Raw genomic sequence first — 26,416 nt, 5'->3', positions numbered from 1 at the left:
CGTCAACCGAGTCACCGAACAGGGAGTTCCGCATGTCCGTCACCGCCGACCTGTACATCGAGGTCAAGAACTTCTACGCCCGCCAGATGCGCGTCCTGGACGACCTGGACATCGAGCAGTTCACCGCCACCTTCACCGAGGACGGCTCGGTCGCCCACCCGCACCGCGGCGAGAAGGTCGAGGGCCGCGACGCGATGCGCGTCAAGATGAAGAGCATGCTCCCGATGTACGAGGGGCTGGTCACCCGGCACTGGTTCGACCACTTCCTCATCGAGACCGCCGAGGACGACGGTCTGCGCGTGACCTACTACTCCCTGGTCACGCAGACCGACACCGAGGACTCGGTGCGCTTCTTCTCCTCCTCCAGCGTGGAGGACCGCATGGTCCGCGTGGACGGCGAGCTGCGCATCCGCGAGCGGACCATCCACCGCGACAACCCCAAGTACGGCCGCGTCATCTGAACTCCTTCCCGCAGAAGGTGGATCACCGACCGTGAGCCCTCGTCCGCGAGCCACCGACGGTGATCCACAGACCGTGAACCGCCGACCGTGAACCGCTGAAGGAGGCAGGGCGCATGACAGAGCCCTGGGAGCTGCCACCGGCCGAATGGAACGACACGGCGACGCCGTTCGAGGACCGGGTGAGCATGATCGACCTGATCGAACGGCGGGTGCGGGAGTCCCCGGACGCGCCGGCCGTCCGCCTCGGCGACGGCGAGGTCAGGACGTACGGGCGGCTGTGGAGCGACTCGGGCCTGCTCGCCCGGTTCCTCGCCGGACAGGGCGTGGGCCGCGGCGACTTCGTCGGCATCCTGCACGAGAACTCCTACGACAGCGTCCTCGCCGTCGTGGGAGTGCTCCGCTCGGGGGCCGCGTACGTGCCGCTGGACTCGCGCTGGCCCGCGAGCCGGATCGCCGCACCTGTACGGCAGTTGGGCATCGAGTGGCTGGTCACCGGCCACGCGCTGGCCCGCCGCGCGGAGGAGTCCGGGCACCTCGCGGGCACCGATGTGCGGCTGGTCTGCACGGACCTGCGGGCGGCGAGCCCGGACCCGCTGGACACGGAGGCGGTAGGCCTGCTCTGGGACACCGTCGCCGAGGACGAGGACCTGGCCCGCGCCTCCGGCTTCAACCGGAACCCCGCCGACGGGATCTCCGCCGCGCAGGTCGACACGTACGTCACGCACGTGCGCGACCTCGTGCTGACGGCGGCCGCGGCCACCGGCGGTGCGGCGCCGGGCGGTCCCGGCACGGGCGGGTCCGGACCGCGGGTGGTCGAGGTGGGCTGCGGCGCGGGCCTCCTCGCGGGCGCCCTGGCGGGGCGGACGGCCGCCTACACCGGCGTCGACGTGTCGTCGGTGGCGCTGGACCGGGCGGCGGCGGAGGCCGGTCCGGGGGCGCGGTTCGTGCACGCCCCCGCCGACGAACTGGGGCGCGTGGTCGCCCCGGCGGGCGCGGACGTCGTGTTCCTGGCGAGCGTCGCGCAGTTCTTCCCCGGCTTCGAGTACCTGCGGTCGGTGCTGCGGGACGCGCTGGGCGCGGTGGTCCCCGGCGGGGCCGTGGTCCTCGCCGACCTCGCCGAGCCGGGCGGGGAGGGCGGCGACGGCGGCCATCTCCGGGTGCCCGCCGCCTGGTTCGAGCAGCTCGGCGAGCAACTGGGCCTGCCGGTACGGGCGGAGGTCCGCCGCCGTACCGGCGACGCCTGGCCGCCGGTCCTGCGGGACCGCTACGACGTGGTCCTGCGGCTGGCCGCCACCGGCCCCGAGGCGTCGTACCGGCCGGTGATCAGCACCTGGAGCGACGTCGAGGACGCGGCCGGGCTGCCCCTGCCGAGCGGCCCGGGCGCCGACGACACGGCGTACGTCATCTTCACCTCGGGCTCCACCGGCGTGCCCAAGGGCGTGTCGGTGCGCCACCGCAGCGCGGTGAACGTCATCCAGTGGGTCAACGGCACCTACGAGGTCGGCCCGCGCGACTGCCTGCTGTGGGTCACCGCGCTGACCTTCGACCTGTCGGTGTACGACCTGCTCGGCGTCCTCGCCGCGGGTGCCAGCCTGCGCGTGGTGCCGCCCGCCGAACTCGCCGACGGGGAACGACTGATGGAGATCATGCTCGGCGAGCCCATCACCTTCTGGGACTCGGCCCCGGCCGCGCTCAGCATGGTGATGTCCTTCGCCGACGGAGTCGCGGCCCCGGAGCAAGTCCCTTCCCTGCGGCTGGTGTTCCTCAGCGGCGACTGGGTCCCGCTGACGCTCCCCGACCGGGTCCGGTCCCGCTTCCCCGCCGCGCACGTGGTGGCGCTGGGCGGCGCGACCGAGGCGACGATCTGGTCCAACCACTTCGACGTCGGCGAGGTCGACCCGGAGTGGACGAGCATCCCGTACGGCCGCCCCATCCACAACGCCCGCTACTACGTCCTCGACGGCGACCGCAAGCCGTGCCCGATCGGCGTCGAGGGCGACCTGCACATCGCGGGCGTCGTCGTGGCCGACGGCTACACCGGCGACCCGGAGCTGTCGGCGGCCCGGTTCACCGCGGACACGGTGAGCGGGCTGCCGGGCGAGCGGATGTACGCGACGGGCGACCGGGCCCGCTGGATGCCGCAGGGCTGGCTGGAGTTCCGGGGCCGCCAGGACGACCAGGTCAAGGTGCGCGGCTACCGCATCGAGCTGGGTGAGGTGCTGGCCGCGCTGCGGCAGGTGCCCGGCGTCGTGGACTGCGCGGTGACGACCCTGCGGGGCGAGGACGGCCCGCAGATCGTGGCGGCGGTGGCGACGGGGTCCGAGCCGGGGTCGGGATCGGGGTCCGGGGCGGGGTCGGGATCGGGTGCCGGGGCCGGCGCGGAGCCCGCGTCCGGGGCTCCGGCGGTGACCGGCGGCGCGGTCCGCCGCCACCTCACCGGCACCCTCCCCAGCTACATGCTCCCCGAGCACGTCCTGGTCCTCCCGGCCCTGCCGGTGGGGCCCACGGGCAAGGTGGACCGCGACCGGCTGGCCCACCTGGCGTCCCGCCCGCGCACCCGCGGGCGGACGTGAACGAGGGGGGCGGCACCCCACCGGGCGCCGCCCCCCTCCTTCCGGCCCTGCCGGACCTGCCGGCCCTGCCGGGCCGCGCGGCTATCCGCGCACGCCGAGCTTCCACACCATCGCCGCGACGGCGTCGGTGTTGACGTCGAGGGCGGGCTGGTTGATGTTGGCGGGCGTGTCGCAGGCCTGGTGGTAGCAGACGTCCATGGCCTCACCGGCGGTGCCGCCCCACTTGGCGACCTGCTCGGGCGTCTTGACCTCGGCGGACCCGGTGAAGATGCCGCCGACCGGGACGCCCTTGGCGAGGAACGGCTCGTGGTCGCTGCGGCCGTTGAGCGCGGTGGCGGGCTCGGTGGGGATGCCCTTGTCGCGGAAGTACCGGTCGAAGTGGCGGGCGACCTCGGGGCTCTGGTCGTAGACGAAGTAGCCCGGGTTCGGCGAGCCGATCATGTCGAAGTTCAGATAGGCGGTGATCTTGGCGAGCTGGGCGGCCGGGAGGGTGTTCACGTAGTGCGTGGACCCGATGTAGGTCTCCTCCTCGGTGCCCCAGAAGGCGAACCGGAGGTGCTTGTCCGGGACGGCCTTCTTCGCGGACACGGTGAGCGCGGTCTCCAGAATGGCCGCGACACTCGATCCGTTGTCGTTGATTCCGGGGCTGGTGTCCACCGAGTCGAGATGCGCGCCGACCATCAGGACCTTTCCGGAACGGCCGCCGCGCGGCCAGTCCGCGATAAGGTTCCAGCTCTTCTTGCCGCCGAACTCGAATTCCTGGCGGGAGGTGCGGAATCCAGCGGCCTTCAGCTTTTTCTCGACATACGCGACGGAGGCCAGATAACCGGCCGTGCCGTGCGCGCGGTTGCCGTTGTTGGCATCGGAGATCCGCTGGAGCGCGTGCAGGTGCCGCATCACCTTGGCGACCTGGATGTCGGGCGCCGCACCGGCCTGAGCAGGCGTTTCGGCGTGCACCCCGGTCGAGCCCAGCATCAGGGCGGACAGGGTGGACACGGCGACGACGGCGGTGCGGGAGGACTTGAAGGGCACTGCGAATTCCCCTCTGCGGGCGGATGCTTGAGACGTCTGTGGCCGGAAGTATTCCCGGCGCATCCCGGATACTTCCACGCCCCCGGAACCGACGCCATCACCTTTCACAACCGGAACGAAGCGGACGTTCCTTTCACGCCAGGTTACCCCCGGCCGCATTCCCCCCGCCCCCGCACGGAAAATACGACGCCACTCCGCGCGCACACTCTCCGGGGACGTGCATAACGCCCGCGATCACCGGCCGGATTGGCGCGATTTAACGCTCACCCACTCCACGGGAGGGGGAATCCGTGAAGGCGCGCGTCTCGGTGCGGTGGTCGAACCAGGCCCACAGGACCGCCGCGAGGATCGCGGTGCAGGCGACGGCGGCGACCCGCGCGCCCCCGGTGGTGAGCCAGGCGACCAGCCCCGTGAGGGCGCCGCCCGTCAGCATGATCAGCCGGCTGACGACCCGGTCCCGGACCCGCTGGGGCTCCTCCCGGTCCCGCAGGTCGTGCAGCGCGTCGCGCGCGGGATGCCGCGACCCGCGCCGCAGCCGGGCCCGGTACTCCAGCCCGTAGCTGATCACGGCGTACAGCGCGAGCGCGGCCAGCGCCCACAGCCAGTCGCCGGGCTCCCCCACCGCCCCGCGGGCCAGTTCCGTCACCGCAGCCACCTCCCGCCCACCCCGGCCGTCTCTCCCTACCCCCTGCGCCTGCCCCGCCACCCCAACTCCTCACCCCCCGCACCCCCGTTGATGTGGCAGGCTGTCGCCAGGCCGCCTCCGGGCCAGGACACCGGAGCGGCGGGCGAGAGGAGCGCAGCGTGAGCGAGGACGGTGTCCGCGCCGAGCTGATCGACACCAGCAGGCCGCATCCCGCGCGGATCTACGACTACCTGCTGGGCGGCAAGGACAACTACGAGGTCGACCAGCGGGCGGGCGACGCGCTGGTCGCCGCGGCCCCCGAGGCGAGGATCGGCGTCCGCGCCAACCGCGACTTCCTGCGCCGCGCGGTCCGCCACGTGGTGCGCGCCGGCGTACGCCAGATCCTGGACATCGGCACCGGCCTCCCCACCTCCCCCAACGTGCACGAGACGGCCGCCGAGGTGGCGCCGGACGTCCGGGTGGCGTACGTCGACAACGACCCCATCGTGAAGGCGCACGCCGACGCCCTGCTCAGCGGCACGGGCGTGACCAGCGTCGTCCTCGGCGACATACGCGATCCGCGGGGCATCGTCGACCACCCCGACATCCGCCGCGTCATCGACTTCGACGAGCCGGTGGCACTGCTCCTCGTCGCGGTCCTGCACTTCCTCACCGACGCGGAGAAGCCCGCCGGGATCGTCGCCGCCCTCCGCGACGCCCTGCCGCCCGGCAGCCACCTGATCCTCTCCCACGCCACGGGCGACTTCGCCGACCGCACGGACGCCCAGGCCGTCTACTCCAAGGCCACCGCCACCCTCAACCTCCGCACCCGCCCCGAGGTCGAAGCCCTCTTCACCGGCTTCGACCTCCTCCCCCCGGGCCTCACCCAGGTCCCCTTCTGGCACCCCGACACCCCACCCCCACCCGGCTCCGCCCAGATCGGCTTCTACGGCGCGGTGGGCCGCAAACCGGTGTGACGCGCGTCCCGGACCTGCTCCGGAGCGGTCCCCGACGTCGACGACCACAACCACGAACGGCGCCCCGGGCGTGAGGAACCCCCTCGCCCGGGGCACCGTTCGTCGTGCTCCCGACGGCCTGTCAGGACGCAACGGGCCAGGGACGCTTGCGTCCAGCCGGTCTCTCTTCTCACCGCTCTGACCTGCGACGAAAGTAGTTCCTGTCACCGGGCGCCACACCGCTACGAACCTTCACAGCTGCACCTGCAGGGCAGCTGTCGGGGGCTGCGGCGTGCTCACGCCCTCCCGTTTTCCATGCCGCAGGAGCATCACCATGAAGCTGGCCACCACCCTCCGCCGCGCCTCCGCCGCCGTCGCCGTCGGCGCCCTCTCCCTCGGACTCGTCACCGTCACCGGTGGCACCGCACAGGCCGCCGCCTCGTGCACCGGCGACGTGTCGATCTACGGCACCCTGGCGGACGGCCGGCTGACGTACACGCAGATCGAGCCGAACACCGGCGACCGGGTGAAGACCCTCATCGGCCCGGACCTCGGCTTCACGCCCAAGGCGATGGCGACCCTCAACTTCAACACCGTGCTGGTCACCTCCACCGCGGGCGACCTGTACCGGGTGGACGTCCAGACCAACAACTCGGCCCTCGCCCTGGCCGGCGTCGAGAAGATCTGGAGCGGCGGCTGGACCTTCGACAAGATGGTCTACGACGGCGCCGGTCACCTCTACGGCACGGTCGAGGGACAGCTCCACCAGTACGTCGTGTCCCAGGCCAAGCCGCAGGGCTCCGCGCACATCGGCCAGCACGTCGTGATCGACACCGGCTTCGTCCTCAAGACGCTGGCCGCGGCGGGCGACGACCGCATCATCGCCTCCACGCAGAGCGGCCAGCTCTACAGCTACAAGATCGACGGGGTCGGCGACTGGACCCGCGCCACGCTGAAGAGCGACGGCTGGTCCGGGGTCGACGCGCTGGCCTCGCCCGGCGGCGGCCTCTACTACGGCCGCACCAACGGCGGCATGTACTGGTACCACGACGTCGACCCGACCGACGGCGACGGCTCCGACATCGCCTACCACACCAACGACCCGGTGGACGCGTCCGGTTGGACCCAGACCCTGGTGTCCGCCTACGCTGACAACTGCGCCTACGTGCCCCCGGCGCCCACCGCCACCACCGGCCAGAAGATCGCCAAGGTCGCCAACGCCCAGGTCGGCAAGAACTTCTACGACTTCGACTTCCACTACAACAACGCCTGGTGCGCCGAGTTCGTCCGCTACGTGTGGGCCAACGTGGGCGTCAGGACCAGCGGCGTGACCGCGGCGGCCGGCAGCCTCTACACCTACGGCCAGAACAACGGCACCCTGCACAGCACGCCCAAGGTCGGCGACGCGGTGGTCTACGGCTACAGCGGCGGCGGTGTCGCCAACCACGTCAACCTGGTCGTCGCGGTCGACGGCGACTACGTCACGACCGTCGGCGGCAACGAGAGCGACAAGGTGAAGAAGACCACGTACAACTGGAAGACCAACAACAACCCGCTCAACGCCGGTGACGTCGCGGGCTTCATCTCCCCCGTCGACTGACCCGCACCACTCCCCCGACTCCCAGAGGGCCCCGCCGATCCGGCGGGGCCCTTCGGCGTACGCACTGACGTACTCCCCCTACTCCTGTACCGACTTGCTCTCGTACCGACTTACTCTCGTACCGGCTTACTCCCGTCCCGGCGTACGGAAGGGCTGATGTGCTCAGGTACCGGCGTACGGGAGGGCGGGCATACGGGCGTGCTGGCGTACGGGAAGGCTGGCGTGCCGGCGTCCTGGCAACCGTCTCCCCTGCCCTTGGCCGGGAGCCCACACCCAAGCCCGCCCCCGTCCCCACCGCCAACCGCCAACCACAGCCACGGCCACGGCCACCCGCCACCGGCCACCAGCGCACCCCCACGACGGCCCCCGACCAGCGGCACGCCTCCCCAGCGGCCCGGTCCATGGCTCATAGATCCGCTCGCCCCGAACCCGGACACGCGAAAGGGCGGCGCCCCCTCGTGGAGAGGGGGCGCCGCCCTTCAGTCGATCCGGCGTCGGCCGGAGGACCGCGTCAGTACCAGTTGTTGGCCTGCCAGAAGCCCCAGGCGTCGCAGGGGGACCCGTAGCGGCCGTCGATGTAGCTGAGGCCCCACTTGATCTGGGTCAGCGGGTTGTCCTTCCAGTCGTCACCCGCGGAATCCATCTTGGAGGCGGGCAGCGACTGCGGAATGCCGTAGGCCCCGGAGGACGGATTGGTGGCGTTCCAGCGCCAGTTGCTCTCGTGGTCCCAGAGCTTCTCCAGGCAGGACCACTGGGCGGAGGTGGCCCAGGACGAGTCCTTCTTGTTCATGAGCTGCCGCCCGGCCGCCTTGACCTCGGCGATGTCGTTGCGGTCGACGGTGTCCGTGGTGGTGGTGCAGGAGTAGGTGCCCGGCTGCGCGGAGAGCAGCTTCTGCGTCCAGCCACTGGTGTTGACCGGGTCGTCCAGGTGGTAGGAGATGTCGGAGCCGGAACCGTCGGTCGGGTTGGCGTCCTTGTACCAGTACATGGCGCCGGTCGCGAGACGGCCGTAGTAGAGGCCGCCGCCGGGCGAGACGAGCTGGTTGAAGCCGGACCATCCGGAGGTCTTGAGGGTGTTGCCCTTCCAGGAACCGGCGCCGGAGACCGTGTAGTCGAGCAGGCGTCCGTCCTCGGTGGTGGCGCTCAGCCGGTCGTCGGCGGTGGCGGTGAGCGTCTTGAGGACGAATCCGGTGTCGATCTCGGTGCGGGCGCCGATGTGCTGGGACCCGGCGGGCTTGTCCTCGGTCACGTTGTAGCGGAGCAGCAGTCCGGCGGAGGTGGTGCCGTAGAGGTGACCGTGGCCGTCGTAGGTCAGCTTGTCGTGGGTCCAGCCGCTGTCGGCTATCTTCACCGGCGCGCTGAGCAGGGCGAGGCTGGTCTTGTTGGTCTTGACGTCGACGCGGTAGAGGTCGCCGGAGGTGGACGTGACGAGCACGGTGTTGAAGTTCAGGGTGGCCATGGCCTTCGCCTCGAAGCCGAGGTCGGGGCCGACGAGGACCTTGGCGAGGTTGCCGGTGGCCGGGTTGATGCTGCTGTACGTCAGCCTGCCGTCGTCGAGGACGCCGTAGATGCTGACCGAGCCCGTGCAGGTGGTGGCTGCCTCGGCGGTGGGCGCGGCGACCGTGAGGAGGCCGGTGCCGAGCACACCTGCGGTCAGTACTCCCGCTGCTCTGCGGCCGTGCGTGCGGACGTTCTTCATGTCTGGGTCCCCCTGGGGCGGTGATGTGTGGTCGTGCGGGCGTCGATCGGGCGGGGACGCGGGCGGTGAGGGCGCGCGTCCGGCCGGCGGCGGGGCTGCCGCGCGGGGCCTACTGCCAGCCGGCGTCGGCGAGGACGGTCCAGTCGCTGTCCGCGGGGGCCGACTGCCAGCCGGCGTCACCGGCGAACACCGAGGAGAAGGGAGCCTGCTGCGTGCCGGACCCGGCGACGAGGGCCGGTGCGGCGAGGGCCGTCACGACGGCGAGGGAGGCGACCGCGGCGGCCTGGGCGAAGCGGGTGCGAAGCATGACGGAGTCCGTTCCTGGGTGGTCTGACGCGAAGTCCCGGTCCGGTGCCGCGTCCCGCGGTGACGCTCGGCCCTTCCGGTGATCACTAGCTTCGTCGCAGCTCAGAGCCGTGAGAAGGGGTCACGGGTGGACGGAACGGGCCTTGGACTCATGCGTCCACCCGGGCCGTTTCAGTCCACTCGCTCCGGTGTGAAGGCCAGCGGCAGCAGTGGCGCGCCCGCACCGGTCAGCCGCGCTGCGGCCAGCGGCGGAAGCTCCCTCAGCAGACGTCCGCAGACCCGGACCGCCCGCTCCTCCGCCTCCTCCAGCAGGTCGGCCAGGAGGTAGAAGCCGAGGGTCAGCTCGGAGGGGGGCCGGACGTGCACCGCGAGGTGCTCCACCCGGTCGCCGGGGAGAATCGCCGATCGCACCAGATCCCTTATTTCGTACGGCAGTTCAGTGCCACGGGGTAGTTCCAGGTGCGCGTGGACAAGGTACATGCGCTCCAGCGTCCCAGGGCGAGGTGACCGCGCGGTGCCGTGTCGCTGGACTGTTGGGGCCTGGGCCCGTTCCGGCCTGCCCCTTGTGACGTTGCGCTCTATCCCCTGTGACGTTCCGCCACCACTCTGGGAAGATCTTGAGCACACAGGGGATGACACGTGCACACCATGGGGGCCTGATGTTGACCGCACTTGGACTCGACTCCGTCGCGGAGACGGTGTACCGCGCCATGCTCAGAGAGCCGGCGGCGGGAGTGGTCGCGCTGGCGGAGTCCGTCGGGCTGCCCGAGGCGGAGGTGCGGGACGCGCTGGACGCCCTGAGCGAGCTGGCACTCGTACGCCCGGCGGCCGGGAACGCGGGGCGGCTGCGCGCGGTCTCACCGGACATCGGGATGGAGATCCTGATGGCTCGCCAGCAGGCGCAACTGGCGGCGCACCAGCAGCGTTTGGAGGCATCCCGGGCGGCGGCGGCCCAGTTGATCTCCGAGTACGCCGAGTTGCGTCCGGCGGCCAGTCATCCCGGGGTGGAGCAGTTGGTGGGGCTCGACCAGATCCGGGACCGGCTGGCCGTGCTGACCCGTGAGGTGAAGGAGGAGTTCCTGGCGTTCGCGCCCGGCGGTCCGCAGACCGCGGAGAACATGGCGGCGTCGCGTCCGCTGAACAAGGACCTCCTGGACCGCGGGGTCCGGATGCGCACCATCTACCTGGACAGTGTGCGCGCCAACCGCCCCACAGTGGAGCACGCGACCTGGCTGGCCGGTTCGGGCGGTCAGGTCCGCACGGTGCCCTCGCTGCCGACCCGCATGATCCTCATGGACCGGCGGGTGGCGATGATTTCGGTGAGCAGCGACGACACCGCGGCGGGGGCGGTTCTGCTCACGGGTCAGGGCACGCTCACAGCCCTGTGCGCGCTGTTCGAGACGACGTGGGAGTCGGCGCAGCCGCTGGGCGAGGTGGCCCCGGTGTCCCCGAGCGGGCTCACCGGTCAGCAGTCGACCGCGCTGCGGCTGCTGGCGGAGGGCCACACGGACGAGACGATCGCGAAGCGGCTCGGCGTCTCGCACCGCACGGCCCGCCGCATCGCCTCGGAACTGATGGAGCGCCTCGGCGCACGCAGCCGCTTCGAGGCCGGCGTACGCGCCGTCCAGCAGGGCTGGCTCCCGCCCCGGCCGTAGGCGGCGGCGCGGCCGCACCCGACATGCCGTGCCGGACGCGGGCGGGGCGGGTTCAGGACGTGCTCGGCGACCGCGCCCGCGGCCACAGGACAATCCGCGGCCACAGGACGAGAGGGGCCGCCTCCGCGACGGGCCGGCCCCTCGGAGATCGAGGTCTCTACGGGTTCATCGGGTCGCCCTCACCCATGGCCGCCCACCACACGCCGTCAGCACGAGTGAGGTCGAGCGTCTGCCTGCTTCCGTCCGCGAAACGCAGGTCGACACTCGCCAGCCCCGGGGCGACGGGGTCCGCCACCACCGCCTTCACCGGCATTCCCGCCTGAGCACCATGAGCGGCGATCAGACGTCGTGCGGCACCTTCCTTTCCGGTGAACCATGGAACACCGAGCCGGGCCAGGTCGTCGGCGTCACCGCTGCGCAGGCGCTGGACGTAGACCTTCAGCAGCTCTTCGGTCTCGCGTGCCACCACCTTGGCCTCGGGATAGTTCGAATCGACGGGCCGGACCGTCACGTTCACGCCTGGGGCGTCCCGCAGGGAGTACGGAGCCGGATCACCCCGCGGCCACCAGGCGAGCGTGCCCGCGATCGCACCGAGAGCGACAACAGCGGCTGCGAGCCACCTTGCTGTGGGTGTTCTGGGCATCAGTACCACTCCGGAATGACGCGATGGATGTTCGCCCACGTGCCCCTCTGGCTGGTGATCAGGTGCCGACTCGCTCTTCAAGGCGGTTGTTGCTGCACATCCTCGCCTACGGGCTGTTCGCCGCCACAGGAGCCGTGGCCGCTACGCGCTCCGGTCGGGGTCGAGGCCGGCCGGCTGCGCCGCACCCGAGAGGTACAGGTCCAGCATCCGACGCCGCTCCGCCAACTGCTCTTCCTGCCGCGCCAGTTGGTCGCGGACCTGCTGGACGCGGGCGACGAGGGACGCGCAGTCGCCGTCCGGCCGCCGTGACGGCCCGGCGCACGGGATGATCTCCCGGATGACGGCCGACGGCAGGCCCGCGCGGGAGAGGTCCTGGATGAAGGCGACCCGCAACGGGGCGTGCTCGTCGTACTCCCGGTACCCGTTGGCCCGGCGCTCGGGCTCGAGCAGGCCCTGCTCCTCGTAGTACCGCAGCGCGCGCGTGGTCGTCCCGGCCGCCTTGGCGAGTTCCCCGATCCGCATCCCGCCTCCTCCGCCCTTCTCTCCGCCTGCGCCCCGAGGCTGCCCGGAGGCCAGAGCTTGACATTGACGTCAACGTGAAAGTTTAGCGTGACGGGCATGACACCGAACGAACGAGCAGGACAGCGGACCACCGGCGCGGGCCCGGCGCTGGTCACCGGGGCCGGAACGGGGATCGGGGCGGCGATCGCCCAGCGGCTGGCCGCACGGGGCCAGGATCTGGTGCTGGTGGCGCGGGACGCCGCGCGCCTCGACGCGGTGGCGGGGCAGGCGCGCAGGGAACACGGAGTCGAGGTGCTGACCGTGCCCCTGGATCTGTCCCTGCCGGACTGCCCGGCCCGGCTGGCCCAGCAGCTCAAGGAGGCGGATGTCACGGTCGACCTGCTGGTCAACAACGCGGGCGCCGCCGTCACGGGGGCCGTGGGCGGCACCGATCCGGCACGGCTGCGCGCGTCGGTCGACCTGAACGCCGCCGCGGTCGCGGAGCTGTCGGCGCTCTTCCTGCCCGCCATGCTGGCCCGCGGGCGCGGCGGGATCGTGAACATCGCGAGCACCGCCGCGTACGCCCCCGCCCCGTACAACGCCGCCTACGCGGCCTCGAAGGCGTTCGTCCTCTCCTTCACGCGAGCCCTGTGGCACGAGACCCGCGGCACGGGTGTCCGGGTGGTGGCGGTCAGTCCGGGCGCGATCGAGACCCCCATGAACCCCGGCCCCGGCCGTGGCAAGCGGCTGCCCGAGCAGGTCGCCGACACGGTGATGGCGGCGCTGCGCGGTGACGGCCCCGCGGTCGTCGACGGCCGGGCCTACGGCCTCCAGGCGTTCGTGTTCAGCCGCGTTCTTCCGTCGCGCACCGCGGCCAGGATCACCGGCAGCTTCTTCCGCAAGGCCGCCGAGAGCCGGCAAGGCTAGGTCGTGCGGGCCCTGGGCTGACGGGCGCGGTCGGGTTCGACGTCAACTCCCCCTGCTCGGGTTGTTGCCCCACTTGTTCCAGGAACAGCCTGCTGAGTGCCGCTCGCTGCGCGCCGACGGCCAGGTTCCGCCGGGAGGCCGTCGCCCTGAGCGCGCTCCCGATCCGCACCCGCGAGGCGACCTCCCCGGCTTCGGCGCCGAGTCCGGGCGAGGGGTGCTGTCCGTGGACTGGTTCAGAGGCTGCTGAGCAGGTGCAGGCGCTCGGCGCTGAGTGAGCCCTGGTCGGCGTGGTAGACGACGAGGAGTTGCTGTGCCTCCGGCCTGAGGAACTTCTCGTAGCGCAGTTCCAGCGGCCCGACCAGGGGATGGTCGAACCGTGTGTGGCCGGCGGCGCGGCGGCGTACTTCCCGCTTGGCCCACAGCGTGCGGAAGCGTTCGCTGGCGACCGTCAACTCGCCGATGGTCTCCAGGAGTTCGGGGTCGGCGTCGTCGATGCTGAGGGTCGCGCGAAGTCCGGAGACGGCCTTGGCGGTGACGTCGTCCCACTCGGGATAGAGGCTGCGCATCTCCGGTTCGAGGAACACGGCTCGCAGGGGGTTGCTCCCCACGGCGAAGAACGGACACAGGGCCACAGCCAGGCGGTTGGCGGCGGCGACGCGGCCCGCTGTCCCCTGGGTGTAGGCGGGGGTGAGGGGCCAGCTGTCGAGCAGGGGCTGGAGGTCGGCCTGGCCCGTCCGGGCGCGGGGGCGGCGGCGTCGGGCCGGGGGCGTGGGGTGGGCGAGGCGGTGCAGGTAGGCGACGGCTTCGTCGTCGAGTTGCAGCGCCGCGGCGAGGCTTTCGAGGATCTGGTCGGAGGGGTGCTGGTTGCGGCCCTGCTCCAGGCGCAGGTAGTACTCGGGGCTGATGCCGGCGAGGTGGGCGACCTCCTCTCGGCGCAGCCCCGGGACCCGGCGGCGCTCTCCGGCGGGCAGGCCGGCCTCCTGCGGGCTGAGCTGTTCCCGCCGGGCCCGCAGGAAGTGGCCGAGGGTGTCCGCCATGTCGTTCATCCTTCGACGTTAGTCGGCGAGCAGGCCGAGCCTCACCAGGCTGCGCGCACTCGCGACGACACTCTCCTCGTTCGAGCGCGGTGCCCAGCCCAGCTGCTCTTGGGCCTTGGCGTTGCTGGCCCGGCGGACCACGCCCAGTTGCGGCACCGTTTCGCGCAGTTGCGGGCTGACCGTGGACAGCAGGCGCAGCAGCCAGGCGGGGGCCGACCGGGTGGGGGCTTTCGCCGCCGCTTCGCCCAGCTGGGAACGGAGGGTGAGTGCGATCTGCCCGAAGGAGATCGGCTCGCCCGCCAGTGCCAGGTACCGCTCCCCGGCGGCGGCCGGTGAGGTCATCGCCGCGATGTGGAGGTCGGCGACGTCCCGGACGTCGACGGTGTTGGTCCAGATCGGCGGAGCGGCGCGCAGGGCACCGGTGAGCATCGCGTGGACGATACGGATCGAGCTGGAGTAGTCGGAACCGAGCACCGGCCCGAAGATGCCGACCGGGTTGATCGCGGTGAGTTCCAGGCCGTCGCCCTCGGCGGCGACGAAGTCCCACGCCGCGCGCTCGGCGACCGCCTTCGACTTGACGTACGGGGTCACGCCGGGCCCGTCCGGGCTCGTCCAGTCGGCTTCCGTGAAGACCCGGTCCGTAGGGCGGTGGCCATAGCCGACCGCGGCGAACGAGGACGTCAGGACCACCCGCCTGACGTCGGCGTCCCGCGCGGCCCGCAGGACCCGCAGCGCACCGTCGCGGGCCGGGACGATCAGTTCGTCCTCGTCCTTGGGACGGGAGGCGGGGAAGGGCGAGGCGACGTGCAGGACATAGTCGGCCCCCGCGACGGCCCGGTCCCAGCCGGCATCGGAGGTCAGGTCCGCCTCGACGTAGGAGACCCCCTCCCACCCCGGCGCCTCGGCCACGGAGAGCATCTTCTCGACGTCGGGTCGCCGCTTCAGCGAGCGCAGCGTGGTCGTGACCTTGTACCCCGACGCCAAGAGCCGCGCGATGGTGTGGGAGCCCAGGAAGCCGGTCCCACCGGTGACGAGTACGTGTTCCATGACGCCAGGATCATCGTGGACGACCGCCCGGTTCCAGATCCTGCCGTTCCTGGTATCCGCAGGGACAGGCATGCCGCGGCATGCCGCCGAGGTGACGCGGCATGTGGTCACCGGTCTGGCGCGTGGTCAGAAGGCGGCGCGTCTGGTCCAGGTGGCGCCCGCCCCGCCACAACAAACGCCGCGAGAAAGAGCTTTCGCAGTTCAGAAGGTTTCTCTTGGTGGGGCGGGTGGGACTCGAACCCACGGCCGGCGGATTATGAGTCCGCTGCTCTAACCGGCTGAGCTACCGCCCCATAGCGGCGTGTCGCGTACACGTGTGCGCGCCGTCTGCCGCAGCATAGCCGCTCATACGATCTCACGCTCCGCCTGGTCCGACGTCGCACAACCATGAGGACCGCGCCGCGACCTGCATGGTTCCCAGGGGAGGGAACCTGATGGGTTCCGGTGGCCCGTGGCGGGAAACCCGTGACATGAAAAAGGACCCCGGCGGGGTCCTCGATCACGATGCTCCCCCGACTGGACTCGAACCAGTAACCTGCCGGTTAACAGCCGGCTGCTCTGCCAATTGAGCTACAGGGGACCGAGCTCCCCCGACTGGACTCGAACCAGTAACCTGCCGGTTAACAGCCGGCTGCTCTGCCAATTGAGCTACAGGGGAATGCCTCGTTGCATCGAACGCGCCTTCCCGGGTATTCGCCAGGGGGCGGACGCTCGCTGCGACACATACATTAGCGCAAGCAGGGGGGTGCTCCGCCAATCGGTTCCCCCGGGCATCCGGCCCCGCTCCCCGGGTACGGGTGCTGTGCCAGACACCTCACGAGGGAAGGGTGGCCGCCATGCGCTACCGGCTCACGTTCGTCGTAGGACTCGCCCTGGGCTACGTGCTGGGCACGCGCGCCGGGCGGGAGCGCTATGAACAGTTGAAGAAGTCCGCGCGGCAGATCGCGCAGAACCCCGCCGTCCGCAACACCGCCGAGACCGCGGCCCAGCAGGGCCGCCAGTACGCCGGGAAGGCGTACCACGCGGTGAGCGACAAGGTCGGGGACCGGATGCCGGACTCGGTCGCGGACCGGGTGCGGTCGCTGCGGGAGCGGTCCGCGGCGGGCGACGGGGCGGACGACTGGGGCACCGGTCATCCGTAACCGGGGCACGGCCGACGCGGTCACCCCCCGTGGTGCGGCAGAATTTTCGTCATGGGGATAGTCGCCGGGTTGGACAGTTCGCCCGATTTCACTCGTATCGTCGTCTGCGACGCGGACACCGGTGCCGTGCTCCGGCAGGGATACGCGCCGCACCCGATGGACCCGGCGGAGGGCGGCGGGCGGCCGTCCGACGTCGATCCGCAGGCCTGGCTGCTCTCCCTCGGGGAAGCGGCCGGGGGCGGACTCCTCGAAGGGGTGCAGGCCATCGGCGTGTCGGCGCAGCAGAACGCGCTCGTGCCGCTGGACGCCCAGGGCAACACCGTACGGCCGGCTCTCGTCGGCGGGGACAAACGGGCGCAGGTCGCGGCGGCCGATCTGGTGGACGCGCTCGGCGGGCGGGAGGCGTGGGCGCAGGCCGTGGGGGCCGTGCCGACCGCCGCCCAGCCCGTCACGAAACTGCGCTGGCTCGCGAAGAACGAGCCCGAGGCCGCGCTGCGCAGCGCCGTCCTGCTCCAGGCCCACGACTGGCTTGTGTGGCAGTTGCTGGGGCGGCCGGTACGGCGGACCACCGACCGCGGCGGGGCCTCCGGGACCGGCTACTGGTCGGCGGCGACCGGCGGCTACCGGCCCGACCTGGTCGAGCTGGCGCTCGGTCACCAGGCGATGCTGCCCGAGGTGATCGGGCCCTCGGCGGCGGCGGGCACCACCCCGGAGGGGCTGCTGATCTCCGCCGGGACCGGGGAGACGATGGCCGCCGCGTTCGGGCTGGGGATCGGGGTCGGTGACGCCGTGGTGTCGCTCGGCGCGTCCGGTTCGGTGATGGCCGTGCACCCCGAGGTCCTCGTCGACCAGAGCGGCATGATCACCTCCCTCGCCGACGCCACCGGCATGCACCTGCCGGTCGTCACGACCCTCAACGCGGTACGGACCCTGCGCGGCGCCGTCGAACTCCTCGGCGTCCCCGACCTGGAGGCGCTCTCCGACCTCGCGATGAAGTCCACGCCGGGCTCGCACGGGCTGGTGCTGCTGCCCTACCTGGAGGGCGAGCGCACCCCGAACCTGCCGCACACCGCCGGGACCCTGACCGGGCTGCGGCGCGAGTCGATGAAGCCCGAGCACTTCGCGCGCGCCGCCTTCGAGGGCATGCTGTGCGGTCTCGCGGACGCGCTGGACGTGCTGCGCGGCCGGGGTGTGGAGGTGCGGCGGGTGTTCCTGCTGGGCGCGGCGGCCGAGCTGCCCGCGGTGCAGGCGGCGGCGCCCGCCCTGTTCGGGGCGCAGATCGTCGTACCGCAGCCCGCCGACTACGCGGCGATCGGCGCCGCCCGGCAGGCCGCCTGGGCGCTCGGCGCCTCCCAGGGCACCCTCGATCCCCGGACCCCGCCCGTCTGGCAGGGCGCGGTCGCGCACGTGCTGGACCCGGGGGACGAGCTGGCGGTGGGGCAGGCGGTGCGGCAGCAGTACGTGTCGGTGCGGGAGCAGACCCACCCGACGGCGTTCCGGTCGTAGGCACTGCCCCCCGGCGCACCGGGCGTGCCTCCGGTGCACGGGGGGGCGGCGTGAGGGAGGTGCGTCCTGTGCGCGGGGCGCACCCCGGAGCGGGGGGCCGACGGTCGCGCCCGTGGCCGTTAATGGAGTGGGGTAACGCCTACCGCATGGCGGACGATAGGGGCCAGGGGCAACCAATGCCCCGCCCGCCGACTCCGAGAGACGTAGCGTGCTCATACGACTACTGCGGACCTATCTCAGGCCCTACAGGAAACCCATCGCGCTGCTGGTCGCGCTCCAGCTCCTCCAGACCAGCGCCACGCTCTACCTGCCCACCCTCAACGCGGACATCATCGACGACGGCGTGGTGAACGGGGACACGGGGACGATCCTGTCCTACGGCGCCGTCATGCTCGGCATCTCGCTGGTGCAGGTGGTCTGCAACATCGGCGCCGTCTACTTCGGCGCCCGCACCGCCTCCGCGCTCGGCCGGGACCTGCGGGCCGGGGTGTTCGACCGGGTGCAGTCCTTCTCCGCGCGGGAGCTGGGCCACTTCGGCGCGCCCTCCCTGATCACGCGGACCACCAACGACGTCCAGCAGATCCAGATGCTGGCGCTGATGACGTTCACGCTCATGGTGTCGGCGCCGATCATGTGCGTGGGCGGCATCGTGCTGGCGATCGGCCTCGACGTGCCGCTGTCGTCGATCCTGGTCGCCGTCGTCCCCGTGCTCGGCATCTGCGTGACGCTGATCGTGCGGCGGCTGCGGCCCCTGTTCCGGACCATGCAGAAGCGGCTCGACACGGTGAACCGGGTGCTGCGCGAGCAGATCACCGGCAACCGCGTCATCCGCGCCTTCGTCCGCGACGGCTACGAGGAGGAGCGCTTCCGCACCGCCAACGCCGACCTCACCGGCATGTCGCTGAAGACCGGCAACCTGCTCGCGCTGATGTTCCCGGTGGTCATGACCACGGTGAACCTGTCGTCGATCGCGGTGGTCTGGTTCGGCGCCCACCGCATCGACGGCGGGGACATGCAGATCGGCGACCTGACCGCGTTCCTCGCCTACCTCATGCAGATCGTCATGTCCGTGATGATGGCCACCTTCATGTTCATGATGGTGCCGCGCGCCGAGGTGTGCGCCGAGCGCATCCAGGAGGTCCTGGAGACCGACTCCAGCGTCGTCCCGCCCGTCGCGCCCGTGCGCGAGCTGCGCCGCCACGGGCACCTGGAGATCCGGGGCGCGGGCTTCCGCTACCCGGGCGCCGAGGAGCCCGTCCTCACCGGCGTCGACCTCGTGGCCCGCCCCGGTGAGACGACGGCCGTGATCGGCTCGACCGGCAGCGGCAAGTCCACCCTGCTGGGGCTGGTCCCCCGCCTGTTCGACGTCACCGGCGGCCAGGTCCTCGTCGACGGCGTCGAGGTGGCCGACCTCGACCCCGCGCTGCTCGCCCGGACGGTCGGCCTCGTCCCGCAGAAGCCGTACCTCTTCGCGGGGACGGTCGCGACGAACCTGCGCTACGGCAATCCGGACGCCACCGACGAGGAGCTGTGGCACGCGCTGGAGGTGGCGCAGGCCAAGGAGTTCGTGGAGCGGCTGGAGAACGGGCTGGACTCCCCCGTCGCCCAGGGCGGCACCAACGTGTCCGGCGGACAGCGGCAACGGCTCGCGATCGCCCGGACGCTGGTGCAGCGCCCGGAGATCTACCTCTTCGACGACTCCTTCTCCGCCCTCGACTACGCCACCGACGCGGCACTGCGGGCCGCCCTCGGCCGGGAGACGGCTCAGGCGACCGTGGTGATCGTCGCCCAGCGGGTGGCGACCATCCGCGACGCCGACCGGATCGTCGTCCTCGACGAGGGCCGTGTCGTCGGCACCGGCACCCACCGGGAGCTGATGGCGGGCAACGAGACCTACCGGGAGATCGTGCTCTCCCAGCTCACGGAAGCGGAGGCCGCCTGATGGCCGGGCCCATGGGCCGGATGATGGCCCCGACCGGACCGGACAGCCGGTCGCTCGACTTCAAGGTGTCCGGACGGCGCCTGCTCACCCACTTCCGCCCCGAGCGCACGACCCTCTACGCGATGCTCTGCTGCGTCGTGCTGAGCGTGGGCCTCAGCGTCGCCGGGCCGAAGATCCTCGGCCGGGCCACCGACCTGGTCTTCGCGGGCATCGTCGGGCGGGAGATGCCGGACGGCGCGTCCAAGGAGCAGGTGCTCCAGTCGCTGCGCGACCGCGGGGACGGCGAGAAGGCCGACATGCTGAGCGGCACCGACTTCACCCCCGGCCAGGGCATCGACTTCGGGCAGGTCGGCCGGGTGCTGCTGGTCGCGCTCGTGGTGTTCGCGGTGGCCGGTGTGCTGATGGCGGTGGCGACCCGGCTGGTCAACCGGTCCGTCAACCGCACGATGTTCCGGCTGCGCGAGGACGTGCAGACGAAGCTGTCGCGGCTGCCGCTGTCGTACTTCGACAAGCGGCAGCGCGGTGAGGTGCTGTCGCGGGCGACCAACGACATCGACAACATCGGGCAGACGCTCCAGCAGTCGCTGGGGCAGCTCATCAACTCGCTGCTGACCATCGTCGGCGTGCTGGCGATGATGTTCTGGGTGTCGTGGGTGCTCGCGCTGGTCGCGCTGGTGACGGTGCCGCTGTCGGCGGTCGTCGCGACGCGCGTCGGCAAGCGGTCGCAGCCGCACTTCGTGCAGCAGTGGCGCACCACCGGCAAGCTGAACGCCCACATCGAGGAGATGTACACCGGGCACACCCTGGTGAAGGTGTTCGGCCGCCAGGAGGAGTCGGCGCGCCAGTTCGCCGAGCAGAACGACGCGCTGTACGAGGCCGGGTTCAAGGCGCAGTTCAACAGCGGGGTCATGCAGCCGCTGATGTTCTTCGTGTCGAACCTCAACTACGTGCTGGTGGCCGTGGTCGGCGGGCTGCGGGTGGCGTCCGGGGCGCTGTCGATCGGCGACGTGCAGGCGTTCATCCAGTACTCGCGCCAGTTCTCGATGCCGCTGACGCAGGTCGCGTCGATGGCGAACCTGGTCCAGTCGGGCGTGGCCTCCGCCGAGCGGGTCTTCGAGCTGCTGGACGCCGAGGAGCAGCAGGCCGACCCGGCGGTCGGGGTGCGGCCCGAGGAGGTCCGCGGGCGGGTGGCGCTGGAGCACGTGTCCTTCCGCTACGAGCCCGACAAGCCGCTGATCGAGGACCTCTCGCTGACCGTCGAGCCGGGTCACACGGTCGCCATCGTCGGCCCGACCGGCGCGGGCAAGACCACCCTGGTCAACCTGCTGATGCGGTTCTACGAGGTGTCCGGCGGGCGCATCACCCTGGACGGCGTCGACATCGCCCGCATGGCGCGGGACGAGCTGCGCGCCGGGATCGGCATGGTCCTCCAGGACACCTGGCTGTTCGGCGGCACCATCGCGGAGAACATCGCGTACGGCGCCTCGCGCGAGGTGACGCGGGGCGAGATCGAGGAGGCGGCGCGGGCGGCGCACGCGGACCGTTTCGTGCGGACGCTGCCCGACGGCTACGACACCGTCATCGACGACGAGGGCAGCGGGGTCAGCGCCGGGGAGAAGCAGCTGATCACCATCGCGCGGGCGTTCCTGTCCGACCCGGTGATCCTGGTCCTCGACGAGGCGACCAGCTCGGTCGACACCCGCACCGAGGTGCTGATCCAGAAGGCGATGGCGAAGCTGGCGCACGGGCGGACCTCGTTCGTGATCGCGCACCGGCTGTCGACCATCCGGGACGCGGACACCATCCTCGTGATGGAGGACGGGTCGATCGTGGAGCAGGGCGCGCACGCCGAGCTGCTGTCGGCGGGGGGCGCCTATGCCCGGCTGTACAAGGCGCAGTTCGCGCAGGCGGTCGCCGAGGTCGACTGAGCGACGCCGGTGTGACGAGGGGGGCCGTCCCGTGGGCGGCCCCCCTCGCCGTACGCCGTGGGGTGTCAGTCGAGGTAGCCGCGGAGCTGGTCGGCGAAGGCGTGGTCGCGGAGTTTGTTGAGGGTCTTGGACTCGATCTGGCGGATGCGTTCGCGGGTCACGCCGAAGATGCGGCCGATCTCCTCCAGGGTGCGCGGGCGGCCGTCGTCGAGGCCGTAGCGGAGCTGGACGACCTTGCGCTCCCGCTCGCCGAGCGTCGACAGGACGGCTTCCAGGTGCTCCCTGAGCAGCAGGAACGCCGCCGACTCGACGGGGCTCGCCGCGTCGCCGTCCTCGATGAGGTCGCCGAGGGCGACGTCGTCCTCCTCGCCGACGGGGGCGTGCAGGGAGACCGGTTCCTGGGCGAGGCGCAGCACCTCGCCGACCCGTTCGGGGGCGAGGTCGAGCTGGAGGGCGACGTCGTCGGCGGTGGGCTCGTAGCCGCGTTCCTGGAGCAGGCGGCGCTGGACGCGGACCACGCGGTTGATCAGCTCGACGACGTGGACGGGGACCCGGATGGTGCGGGCCTGGTCGGCGAGGGCGCGAGACATGGCCTGGCGGATCCACCAGGTGGCGTAGGTGGAGAACTTGTAGCCGCGGGCGTAGTCGAACTTCTCGACCGCCCGGATCAGGCCGAGGTTGCCCTCCTGGACCAGGTCGAGCATGGTCAGGCCGCGGCCGACGTAGCGTTTGGCGACGGAGACGACGAGCCGGAGGTTGGCCTCGATGAGGCGGCGTTTGGCCATCCGGCCCATGACGACCAGCCGGTCCAGGTCGAGGGCGAGGTCGCTGTCCAGGTCGGGGGTGCGGGCCAGTTTCTCCTCGGCGAAGAGTCCGGCCTCGACCCGGCGGGCCAGCTCGACCTCCTCGGCGGCGGTGAGCAGCGGGATACGGCCGATCTCGCGCAGGTACTGGCGGAACAGGTCGGAGGAGGGCCCGGCGGTCTCGGCGGCGCGGCGGGCGGACGCGGCCCTGGCGTCGAGGTCGGGGTCAGGGTCGGGCTCGGGGTCGGAGTCGGGTTCCGGTGCGGTGCCGGGGGCCGTGGCGAGGGCTTCGGGGGGCGGGCCCTCGGGCTCCTGCGCCGGTATGTGCCCGGCCGCCTCGTCCTCCGGTTCCATGCTGTTCTCCGGGTCCGGGCCGGCGGTACGCGGGTCGGCGGGGGTGGGGGTGAGGGTCCGGGTCTGCACGGGGGCGACCTCCAGGGTGTTCGCTGCCGTGCGGGGCGGCAGCGCTGCTGCGGGAGCGGGGTGGGCGGCCCTGCCGCCGTCCGTCCCGTCCGCGATGAGTGAAGCGGCGGGGGGTGGGACCCGCCGTGGACGGATCGGCCGCGCTCCGAGGACTCAGGCACCGCCACCCAGTGTGGGGTACGACACATCGCCGCCACGAGGGGCGTGCGATGACTTTTTGCGTCCGCGCCCGTCCGGTGCGTGACGGGACACCGGCCGCGCGGCTCGGGCAGGGGGCGCGCCGGGGCTCCGGGGCCGTCCGGCCGTGGTCCGGCGGCGGCTACAGGGCGGCGGCGCCGTGCTCGCGCAGCGCCTGGTCGTACTGCTGGAGGACCCACAGTTCGTTCTGAATTGCCGCTACTTGAGCGGGGTCCGTGTGGCTCATGCGGGTCAACGAGCTTTGCAGTTCCACCAGTTGCCGTCGCACAGCGTGACGGCGGACCTTCACAAGGCACTCGTCCGCGTAGCTCTCATCTACGGTGCGCCTCATGATTCTCTCGACCGCCAACTCGGTGGCCATCGCACGGACAGTGTCGTCGGGGGCCGCATCCCTGACGCGCACGAGATAGTCCTGAGCGTTCTGAATCCCGTTTTCGGCACCGCCCGCTTCCAAGATGGCCTCTCGCACCGCGGCATAGGGAGCAGCAGTGAACTCGTCGATGCCATAGGCATCAAACGCGGGCGACACAAGTTCGGGGCGCTGGAGGGCTAGCTTGAGAAGCTCACGCTCAATGGCGTAAGTGGCGTTTCGCAGATTCAACGCTGGACCAGCACTGGTCGGCCTGTGGGTGGCCTCGAGTTCGGGCACGCGAGTGCGAGAAAGATTCGGCGCCTGCCTACCACCACGGCGGACCAGGGCGCCTACCTTCTCCACGACGAATTCTTGGTTCACAATCCCTACGAGCCCTGCGAGGCTTACCGCAACTTCTCGCCGAGCGCTGGGGTCCTTGATCTTCGCCACGACAGGAGCCGCCTCTGCCAGAGCCGCAGCTCTTCCCCCAGGGGTGTCGAGGTCGTAGCGGACGACGATCTGGCGGAGCGCGAACTCGAAGAGCGGGGTGCGGGGTTCGGCGAGGTCGGCGACGGCCTCGTCGCCCTTGGCGAGCCGCAGATCGCAGGGGTCCATGCCGTCGGGGGCGATGGCGATGTAGGTCTCGGCGGCGAACTTCTGGTCGTCCTCGAAGGCGCGCAGGGCGGCCTTCTGTCCGGCGGCGTCGCCGTCGAAGGTGAAGATGACGCGCGCGCTGCCGTTGTCCATCAGCAGGCGGCGCAGGATCTTGATGTGGTCGCCGCCGAAGGCGGTGCCGCAGGTGGCGATGGCGGTGGTGACCCCGGCGAGGTGGCAGGCCATGACGTCGGTGTAGCCCTCGACGACGACCGCGCGGGAGGCCTTCGCGATGTCCTTCTTGGCGAGGTCGATGCCGTAGAGGACCTGCGACTTCTTGTAGAGCGCGGTGTCGGGGGTGTTGAGGTACTTGGGGCCGTTGTCGGCCTCGTACAGCTTGCGGGCGCCGAAGCCGACGACGTCGCCGCCGATGTCGCGGATGGGCCACATCAGGCGGCCCCGGAAGCGGTCGATGGGGCCGCGGCGGCCCTCCTGGGCGAGGCCGGACAGGAGGAGTTCCTTGTCGGTGAAGCCCTTGCCGCGCAGGAAGCGGGTGAGGTGGTCCCAGCCCTGCGGGCTGTAGCCGACGCCGAAGTGGACGGCGGCGGCCTGGTCGAAGCCGCGTTCGGCGAGGAAGACGCGGCCGGTGTCGGCCTCGGCGTCGGTGGCGAGGCGTTCCGCGTACCACTCGGCGGCGATCTTGTGGGCCTCGACCAGGCGGATGCGTTCGCCGCGCTGATGGGAGGGGTTGTAGCCGCCCTCCTCGTAGCGCAGGGTGATGCCGGCCTGGGCGGCGAGGCGTTCGACGGCCTCGGAGAAGGTGAGGTGGTCGACCTTCATCACGAACGTGATGGTGTCGCCGCCCTCCTGGCAGCCGAAGCAGTGGAAGAGACCCTTGCTGGGGCTGACCTGGAAGGACGGCGACTTCTCGTCGTGGAAGGGGCACAGGCCCTTGAGGTTGCCGCCGCCCGCGCCGCGCAGCTGGAGGTACTCCGAGACCACGGCGTCGATCGGGACCGCGTCCCGTACCGCCTTCACGTCCTCGTCGTTGATCCGTCCTGCCACGCGTGAAGTCTACGGGGGCGGACCGGCCCTCACGGGACGAGGCTTTCCAGCGGGACGTGCGGGGCGGCCAGCGCGTCCCGGTCCACGGGCGCCCCGGAGCGGATCAGGGCCTGGACGGGTTCGGTGACGTCCCACACGTTGACGTTCATCCCGGCGAGGACGCGACCGTCCTTCAGCCAGAACGCGAGGAACTCGCGCTTGCCCGCGTCGCCGCGGATGACGACCTCGTCGTAGGAGCCGGGCGGCGCCCAGCCGCTGTACTCCATGCCCAGGTCGTACTGGTCGGAGAAGAAGTACGGCACCCGGTCGTACGTCTCGTCCTTGCCGAGCATGGCGCGGGCGGCGGCCGGGCCGCCGTTGAGGGCGTTGGCCCAGTGCTCGACGCGCAGGGTGGTGCCGAAGAGGGGGTGGCGGAAGGAGGCCACGTCCCCGGCGGCGAAGATGTGCGGGTCGGAGGTGCGCAGCCGGGCGTCGACGGCGACGCCGCCGCCGTGGGCGCGGTCGGCCAGCTCCAGGCCCGCGGCCTCGGCGAGGGCGGTGCGCGGGGCGGCGCCGATCGCGGCGAGGACGTCGTGCGCGGGGTGTTCCTCGCCGTCGTCGGTGCGGACGGCGAGGACCATGCCGTCCTGGCCGATGATCTCGGTGAGCCGGACGCCGAAGTGGAAGCGGACGCCGTGCTCGCGGTGCAGGTCGGCGAAGACGGTGCCCAGCTCGGGGCCGAGGACGCCGTGCAGCGGGGTCGGTCCGGGTTCGATGACGGTGACCTCGGCGCCGTAGCCGCGGGCCGCCGCCGCGATCTCCAGGCCGATCCAGCCCGCCCCGGCGATGACCAGGTGGCCGTTGTCGCGGCCGAGGGCGGCGAGGACGCCCTTGAGGCGTTCGGCGTGGGCGAGGCGGCGCAGGTGGTGGACGCCCGCGAGGCCGGTGCCGGGGACGTCGAGGCGGCGCGGTTCGGCGCCGGTGGCCAGCAGCAGCCGGTCGTAGTGGACGAGGGTGCCGTCGTCGCCGAAGCGGACCGTGCGGGCGGCGGGGTCGATGGCGTCGACGGTCTGGCCGAGGTGGAGTTCGACGTCGTGGCGCGCGTACCAGGCGGGCTCGTGGACGAAGACGCTCTCGCGGGCGTCCTTGCCGAGCAGGAAGCCCTTGGACAGCGGCGGACGCTCGTAGGGGTGGTCGCGCTCGTCGCCGATCAGTATCACGCGTCCGGTGAAGCCCTCCGCCCTGAGCGTCTCGGCCGCCTTGGCCCCGGCCAGGCCTCCTCCGACGATGACGAACGTCTGATCCGCGTCGACCACGTGTTGCCTCCTCGTAAGCGATCCGCCACCCGAGCGTCCCGCACGGGGGGTGGCGGCGGAAGAGGGAGTACCCCGATCGGGCCGGGGCGAGTCGTCCTCAGGCCCG

The 26,416-nt window shown here is 71.6% G+C and carries 22 protein-coding genes and 3 tRNA genes; 10 read left to right on the top strand and 15 right to left on the bottom strand.

The annotated features are described in order from the left end of the window. The first annotated feature begins 32 nt into the window (after positions 1-32). Positions 33-461, top strand: coding sequence for a nuclear transport factor 2 family protein (locus ACIQPQ_RS02330; RefSeq protein WP_383776088.1), 429 nt, complete (start codon positions 33-35; stop codon positions 459-461). Between the two features lie 113 nt (positions 462-574). After that, entirely contained in the window at positions 575-3,034 is a 2,460-nt protein-coding gene (locus ACIQPQ_RS02325) for an AMP-binding protein (protein ID WP_401298610.1), read from the top strand. An 81-nt stretch (positions 3,035-3,115) separates the two neighbouring features. On the opposite strand, the gene ACIQPQ_RS02320 is transcribed toward ACIQPQ_RS02325, so the two are convergent. Together ACIQPQ_RS02320 and ACIQPQ_RS02315 are read right to left on the bottom strand one after the other, a co-directional pair. Then, complete coding sequence (locus tag ACIQPQ_RS02320; protein ID WP_401298607.1) at positions 3,116-4,066, bottom strand: M28 family metallopeptidase; 951 nt, start codon at positions 4,064-4,066, stop codon at positions 3,116-3,118. Positions 4,067-4,322: 256 nt separating this feature from the next. After that, positions 4,323-4,712, bottom strand: a complete 390-nt coding sequence (locus ACIQPQ_RS02315) for a hypothetical protein (protein ID WP_401298604.1) — start codon at positions 4,710-4,712, stop codon at positions 4,323-4,325. A gap of 158 nt (positions 4,713-4,870) precedes the next feature. Here ACIQPQ_RS02315 and ACIQPQ_RS02310 point away from each other — a divergent pair, with 158 nt between their 5' ends. Together ACIQPQ_RS02310 and ACIQPQ_RS02305 are read left to right on the top strand one after the other, a co-directional pair. Continuing rightward, positions 4,871-5,668, top strand: a complete 798-nt coding sequence (locus ACIQPQ_RS02310) for an SAM-dependent methyltransferase (protein ID WP_401298601.1) — start codon at positions 4,871-4,873, stop codon at positions 5,666-5,668. Positions 5,669-5,981: 313 nt separating this feature from the next. Then, complete coding sequence (locus ACIQPQ_RS02305; RefSeq protein ID WP_401298598.1) at positions 5,982-7,247, top strand: CHAP domain-containing protein; 1,266 nt, start codon at positions 5,982-5,984, stop codon at positions 7,245-7,247. 511 nt (positions 7,248-7,758) lie between these two features. On the opposite strand, the gene ACIQPQ_RS02300 is transcribed toward ACIQPQ_RS02305, so the two are convergent. The 3 genes from ACIQPQ_RS02300 to ACIQPQ_RS02290 form a co-directional block, all read right to left on the bottom strand. Beyond that, positions 7,759-8,946, bottom strand: coding sequence for a tachylectin-related carbohydrate-binding protein (locus tag ACIQPQ_RS02300; protein ID WP_401298595.1), 1,188 nt, complete (start codon positions 8,944-8,946; stop codon positions 7,759-7,761). A 109-nt stretch (positions 8,947-9,055) separates the two neighbouring features. Next, positions 9,056-9,253, bottom strand: a complete 198-nt coding sequence (locus ACIQPQ_RS02295) for a hypothetical protein (protein WP_401298593.1) — start codon at positions 9,251-9,253, stop codon at positions 9,056-9,058. A 170-nt stretch (positions 9,254-9,423) separates the two neighbouring features. Further along, positions 9,424-9,732 carry a hypothetical protein gene (locus tag ACIQPQ_RS02290; RefSeq protein ID WP_401298590.1) on the bottom strand — a complete coding sequence of 103 codons (309 nt, stop codon included), beginning with the start codon at positions 9,730-9,732 and terminating at the stop codon, positions 9,424-9,426. Positions 9,733-9,911: 179 nt separating this feature from the next. On the opposite strand from ACIQPQ_RS02290, the gene ACIQPQ_RS02285 reads away from it, so the two are divergent. Next, complete coding sequence (locus ACIQPQ_RS02285; protein ID WP_401298587.1) at positions 9,912-10,907, top strand: LuxR C-terminal-related transcriptional regulator; 996 nt, start codon at positions 9,912-9,914, stop codon at positions 10,905-10,907. A gap of 157 nt (positions 10,908-11,064) precedes the next feature. Here the strand turns inward: ACIQPQ_RS02285 and ACIQPQ_RS02280 are convergent, their stop codons facing one another. Then, on the bottom strand, positions 11,065-11,424 hold the full coding sequence (locus ACIQPQ_RS02280; protein WP_401298584.1) for a hypothetical protein: 360 nt from the start codon (positions 11,422-11,424) through the stop codon (positions 11,065-11,067). A 267-nt stretch (positions 11,425-11,691) separates the two neighbouring features. Continuing rightward, positions 11,692-12,072, bottom strand: coding sequence for a MerR family transcriptional regulator (locus tag ACIQPQ_RS02275; protein ID WP_401298581.1), 381 nt, complete (start codon positions 12,070-12,072; stop codon positions 11,692-11,694). Positions 12,073-12,168: 96 nt separating this feature from the next. On the opposite strand from ACIQPQ_RS02275, the gene ACIQPQ_RS02270 reads away from it, so the two are divergent. After that, complete coding sequence (locus tag ACIQPQ_RS02270; RefSeq protein WP_401298578.1) at positions 12,169-12,978, top strand: SDR family NAD(P)-dependent oxidoreductase; 810 nt, start codon at positions 12,169-12,171, stop codon at positions 12,976-12,978. 233 nt (positions 12,979-13,211) lie between these two features. Here ACIQPQ_RS02270 and ACIQPQ_RS02265 read toward each other — a convergent pair whose 3' ends face one another. The 5 genes from ACIQPQ_RS02265 to ACIQPQ_RS02245 form a co-directional block, all read right to left on the bottom strand. Further along, positions 13,212-14,024 carry a helix-turn-helix domain-containing protein gene (locus ACIQPQ_RS02265; protein ID WP_401298575.1) on the bottom strand — a complete coding sequence of 271 codons (813 nt, stop codon included), beginning with the start codon at positions 14,022-14,024 and terminating at the stop codon, positions 13,212-13,214. A gap of 9 nt (positions 14,025-14,033) precedes the next feature. Continuing rightward, a complete protein-coding gene (locus tag ACIQPQ_RS02260) occupies positions 14,034-15,062 on the bottom strand; it encodes an SDR family oxidoreductase (RefSeq protein WP_401298572.1) in 1,029 nt (342 codons plus the stop codon). A gap of 216 nt (positions 15,063-15,278) precedes the next feature. Next, positions 15,279-15,355: transfer RNA gene (locus tag ACIQPQ_RS02255), tRNA-Ile, on the bottom strand. 214 nt (positions 15,356-15,569) lie between these two features. Further along, positions 15,570-15,642: transfer RNA gene (locus ACIQPQ_RS02250), tRNA-Asn, on the bottom strand. Positions 15,643-15,647: 5 nt separating this feature from the next. Further along, a tRNA-Asn gene (locus ACIQPQ_RS02245) sits at positions 15,648-15,720 on the bottom strand. 178 nt (positions 15,721-15,898) lie between these two features. Here ACIQPQ_RS02245 and ACIQPQ_RS02240 point away from each other — a divergent pair. The 4 genes from ACIQPQ_RS02240 to ACIQPQ_RS02225 all read left to right on the top strand — a co-directional run bounded on the left by ACIQPQ_RS02240 (position 15,899) and on the right by ACIQPQ_RS02225 (position 21,580). Further along, a complete protein-coding gene (locus ACIQPQ_RS02240; RefSeq protein ID WP_401298569.1) occupies positions 15,899-16,204 on the top strand; it encodes a YtxH domain-containing protein in 306 nt (101 codons plus the stop codon). Between the two features lie 51 nt (positions 16,205-16,255). Then, a complete protein-coding gene (locus tag ACIQPQ_RS02235; RefSeq protein ID WP_401298566.1) occupies positions 16,256-17,710 on the top strand; it encodes an FGGY family carbohydrate kinase in 1,455 nt (484 codons plus the stop codon). 208 nt (positions 17,711-17,918) lie between these two features. After that, positions 17,919-19,652, top strand: coding sequence for an ABC transporter ATP-binding protein (locus tag ACIQPQ_RS02230; protein WP_401298563.1), 1,734 nt, complete (start codon positions 17,919-17,921; stop codon positions 19,650-19,652). After that, on the top strand, positions 19,652-21,580 hold the full coding sequence (locus ACIQPQ_RS02225; RefSeq protein ID WP_383767244.1) for an ABC transporter ATP-binding protein: 1,929 nt from the start codon (positions 19,652-19,654) through the stop codon (positions 21,578-21,580). The genes ACIQPQ_RS02230 and ACIQPQ_RS02225 overlap by 1 nt, the downstream gene beginning before the upstream one ends. Positions 21,581-21,645: 65 nt before the next feature. On the opposite strand, the gene ACIQPQ_RS02220 is transcribed toward ACIQPQ_RS02225, so the two are convergent. The 3 genes from ACIQPQ_RS02220 to ACIQPQ_RS02210 all read right to left on the bottom strand — a co-directional run bounded on the left by ACIQPQ_RS02220 (position 21,646) and on the right by ACIQPQ_RS02210 (position 26,310). After that, positions 21,646-22,806: an RNA polymerase sigma factor gene (locus tag ACIQPQ_RS02220; RefSeq protein ID WP_401298560.1), complete on the bottom strand. Its 1,161-nt coding sequence runs from the start codon at positions 22,804-22,806 to the stop codon at positions 21,646-21,648. 319 nt (positions 22,807-23,125) lie between these two features. After that, on the bottom strand, positions 23,126-25,015 hold the full coding sequence (gene dnaG, locus ACIQPQ_RS02215; protein ID WP_401298557.1) for a DNA primase: 1,890 nt from the start codon (positions 25,013-25,015) through the stop codon (positions 23,126-23,128). A 29-nt stretch (positions 25,016-25,044) separates the two neighbouring features. Then, positions 25,045-26,310: an NAD(P)/FAD-dependent oxidoreductase gene (locus ACIQPQ_RS02210; RefSeq protein ID WP_401298555.1), complete on the bottom strand. Its 1,266-nt coding sequence runs from the start codon at positions 26,308-26,310 to the stop codon at positions 25,045-25,047. Between the last annotated feature and the right edge of the window lie 106 nt (positions 26,311-26,416).

Source organism: Streptomyces sp. NPDC091281 (assembly GCF_044757425.1).
Lineage (GTDB): Bacteria > Actinomycetota > Actinomycetes > Streptomycetales > Streptomycetaceae > Streptomyces.
This window is presented reverse-complemented; position numbering and strand designations above follow the sequence as displayed.

Excerpts from the sequence above, each read along its gene's own strand:
- ACIQPQ_RS02240 (WP_401298569.1), top strand. The coding sequence starts at position 15,899 with ATGCGCTACCGGCTCACGTTCGTCGTAGGACTCGCCCTGGGCTACGTG.
- ACIQPQ_RS02235 (WP_401298566.1), top strand. The coding sequence starts at position 16,256 with ATGGGGATAGTCGCCGGGTTGGACAGTTCGCCCGATTTCACTCGTATC.
- ACIQPQ_RS02270 (WP_401298578.1), top strand. The coding sequence starts at position 12,169 with ATGACACCGAACGAACGAGCAGGACAGCGGACCACCGGCGCGGGCCCG.
- ACIQPQ_RS02265 (WP_401298575.1), bottom strand. The coding sequence starts at position 14,024 with ATGAACGACATGGCGGACACCCTCGGCCACTTCCTGCGGGCCCGGCGG.
- ACIQPQ_RS02260 (WP_401298572.1), bottom strand. The coding sequence starts at position 15,062 with ATGGAACACGTACTCGTCACCGGTGGGACCGGCTTCCTGGGCTCCCAC.
- ACIQPQ_RS02225 (WP_383767244.1), top strand. The coding sequence starts at position 19,652 with ATGGCCGGGCCCATGGGCCGGATGATGGCCCCGACCGGACCGGACAGC.
- ACIQPQ_RS02290 (WP_401298590.1), bottom strand. The coding sequence starts at position 9,732 with ATGTACCTTGTCCACGCGCACCTGGAACTACCCCGTGGCACTGAACTG.
- ACIQPQ_RS02325 (WP_401298610.1), top strand. The coding sequence starts at position 575 with ATGACAGAGCCCTGGGAGCTGCCACCGGCCGAATGGAACGACACGGCG.
- ACIQPQ_RS02305 (WP_401298598.1), top strand. The coding sequence starts at position 5,982 with ATGAAGCTGGCCACCACCCTCCGCCGCGCCTCCGCCGCCGTCGCCGTC.
- ACIQPQ_RS02285 (WP_401298587.1), top strand. The coding sequence starts at position 9,912 with ATGTTGACCGCACTTGGACTCGACTCCGTCGCGGAGACGGTGTACCGC.
- ACIQPQ_RS02275 (WP_401298581.1), bottom strand. The coding sequence starts at position 12,072 with ATGCGGATCGGGGAACTCGCCAAGGCGGCCGGGACGACCACGCGCGCG.
- ACIQPQ_RS02300 (WP_401298595.1), bottom strand. The coding sequence starts at position 8,946 with ATGAAGAACGTCCGCACGCACGGCCGCAGAGCAGCGGGAGTACTGACC.
- ACIQPQ_RS02295 (WP_401298593.1), bottom strand. The coding sequence starts at position 9,253 with ATGCTTCGCACCCGCTTCGCCCAGGCCGCCGCGGTCGCCTCCCTCGCC.
- ACIQPQ_RS02330 (WP_383776088.1), top strand. The coding sequence starts at position 33 with ATGTCCGTCACCGCCGACCTGTACATCGAGGTCAAGAACTTCTACGCC.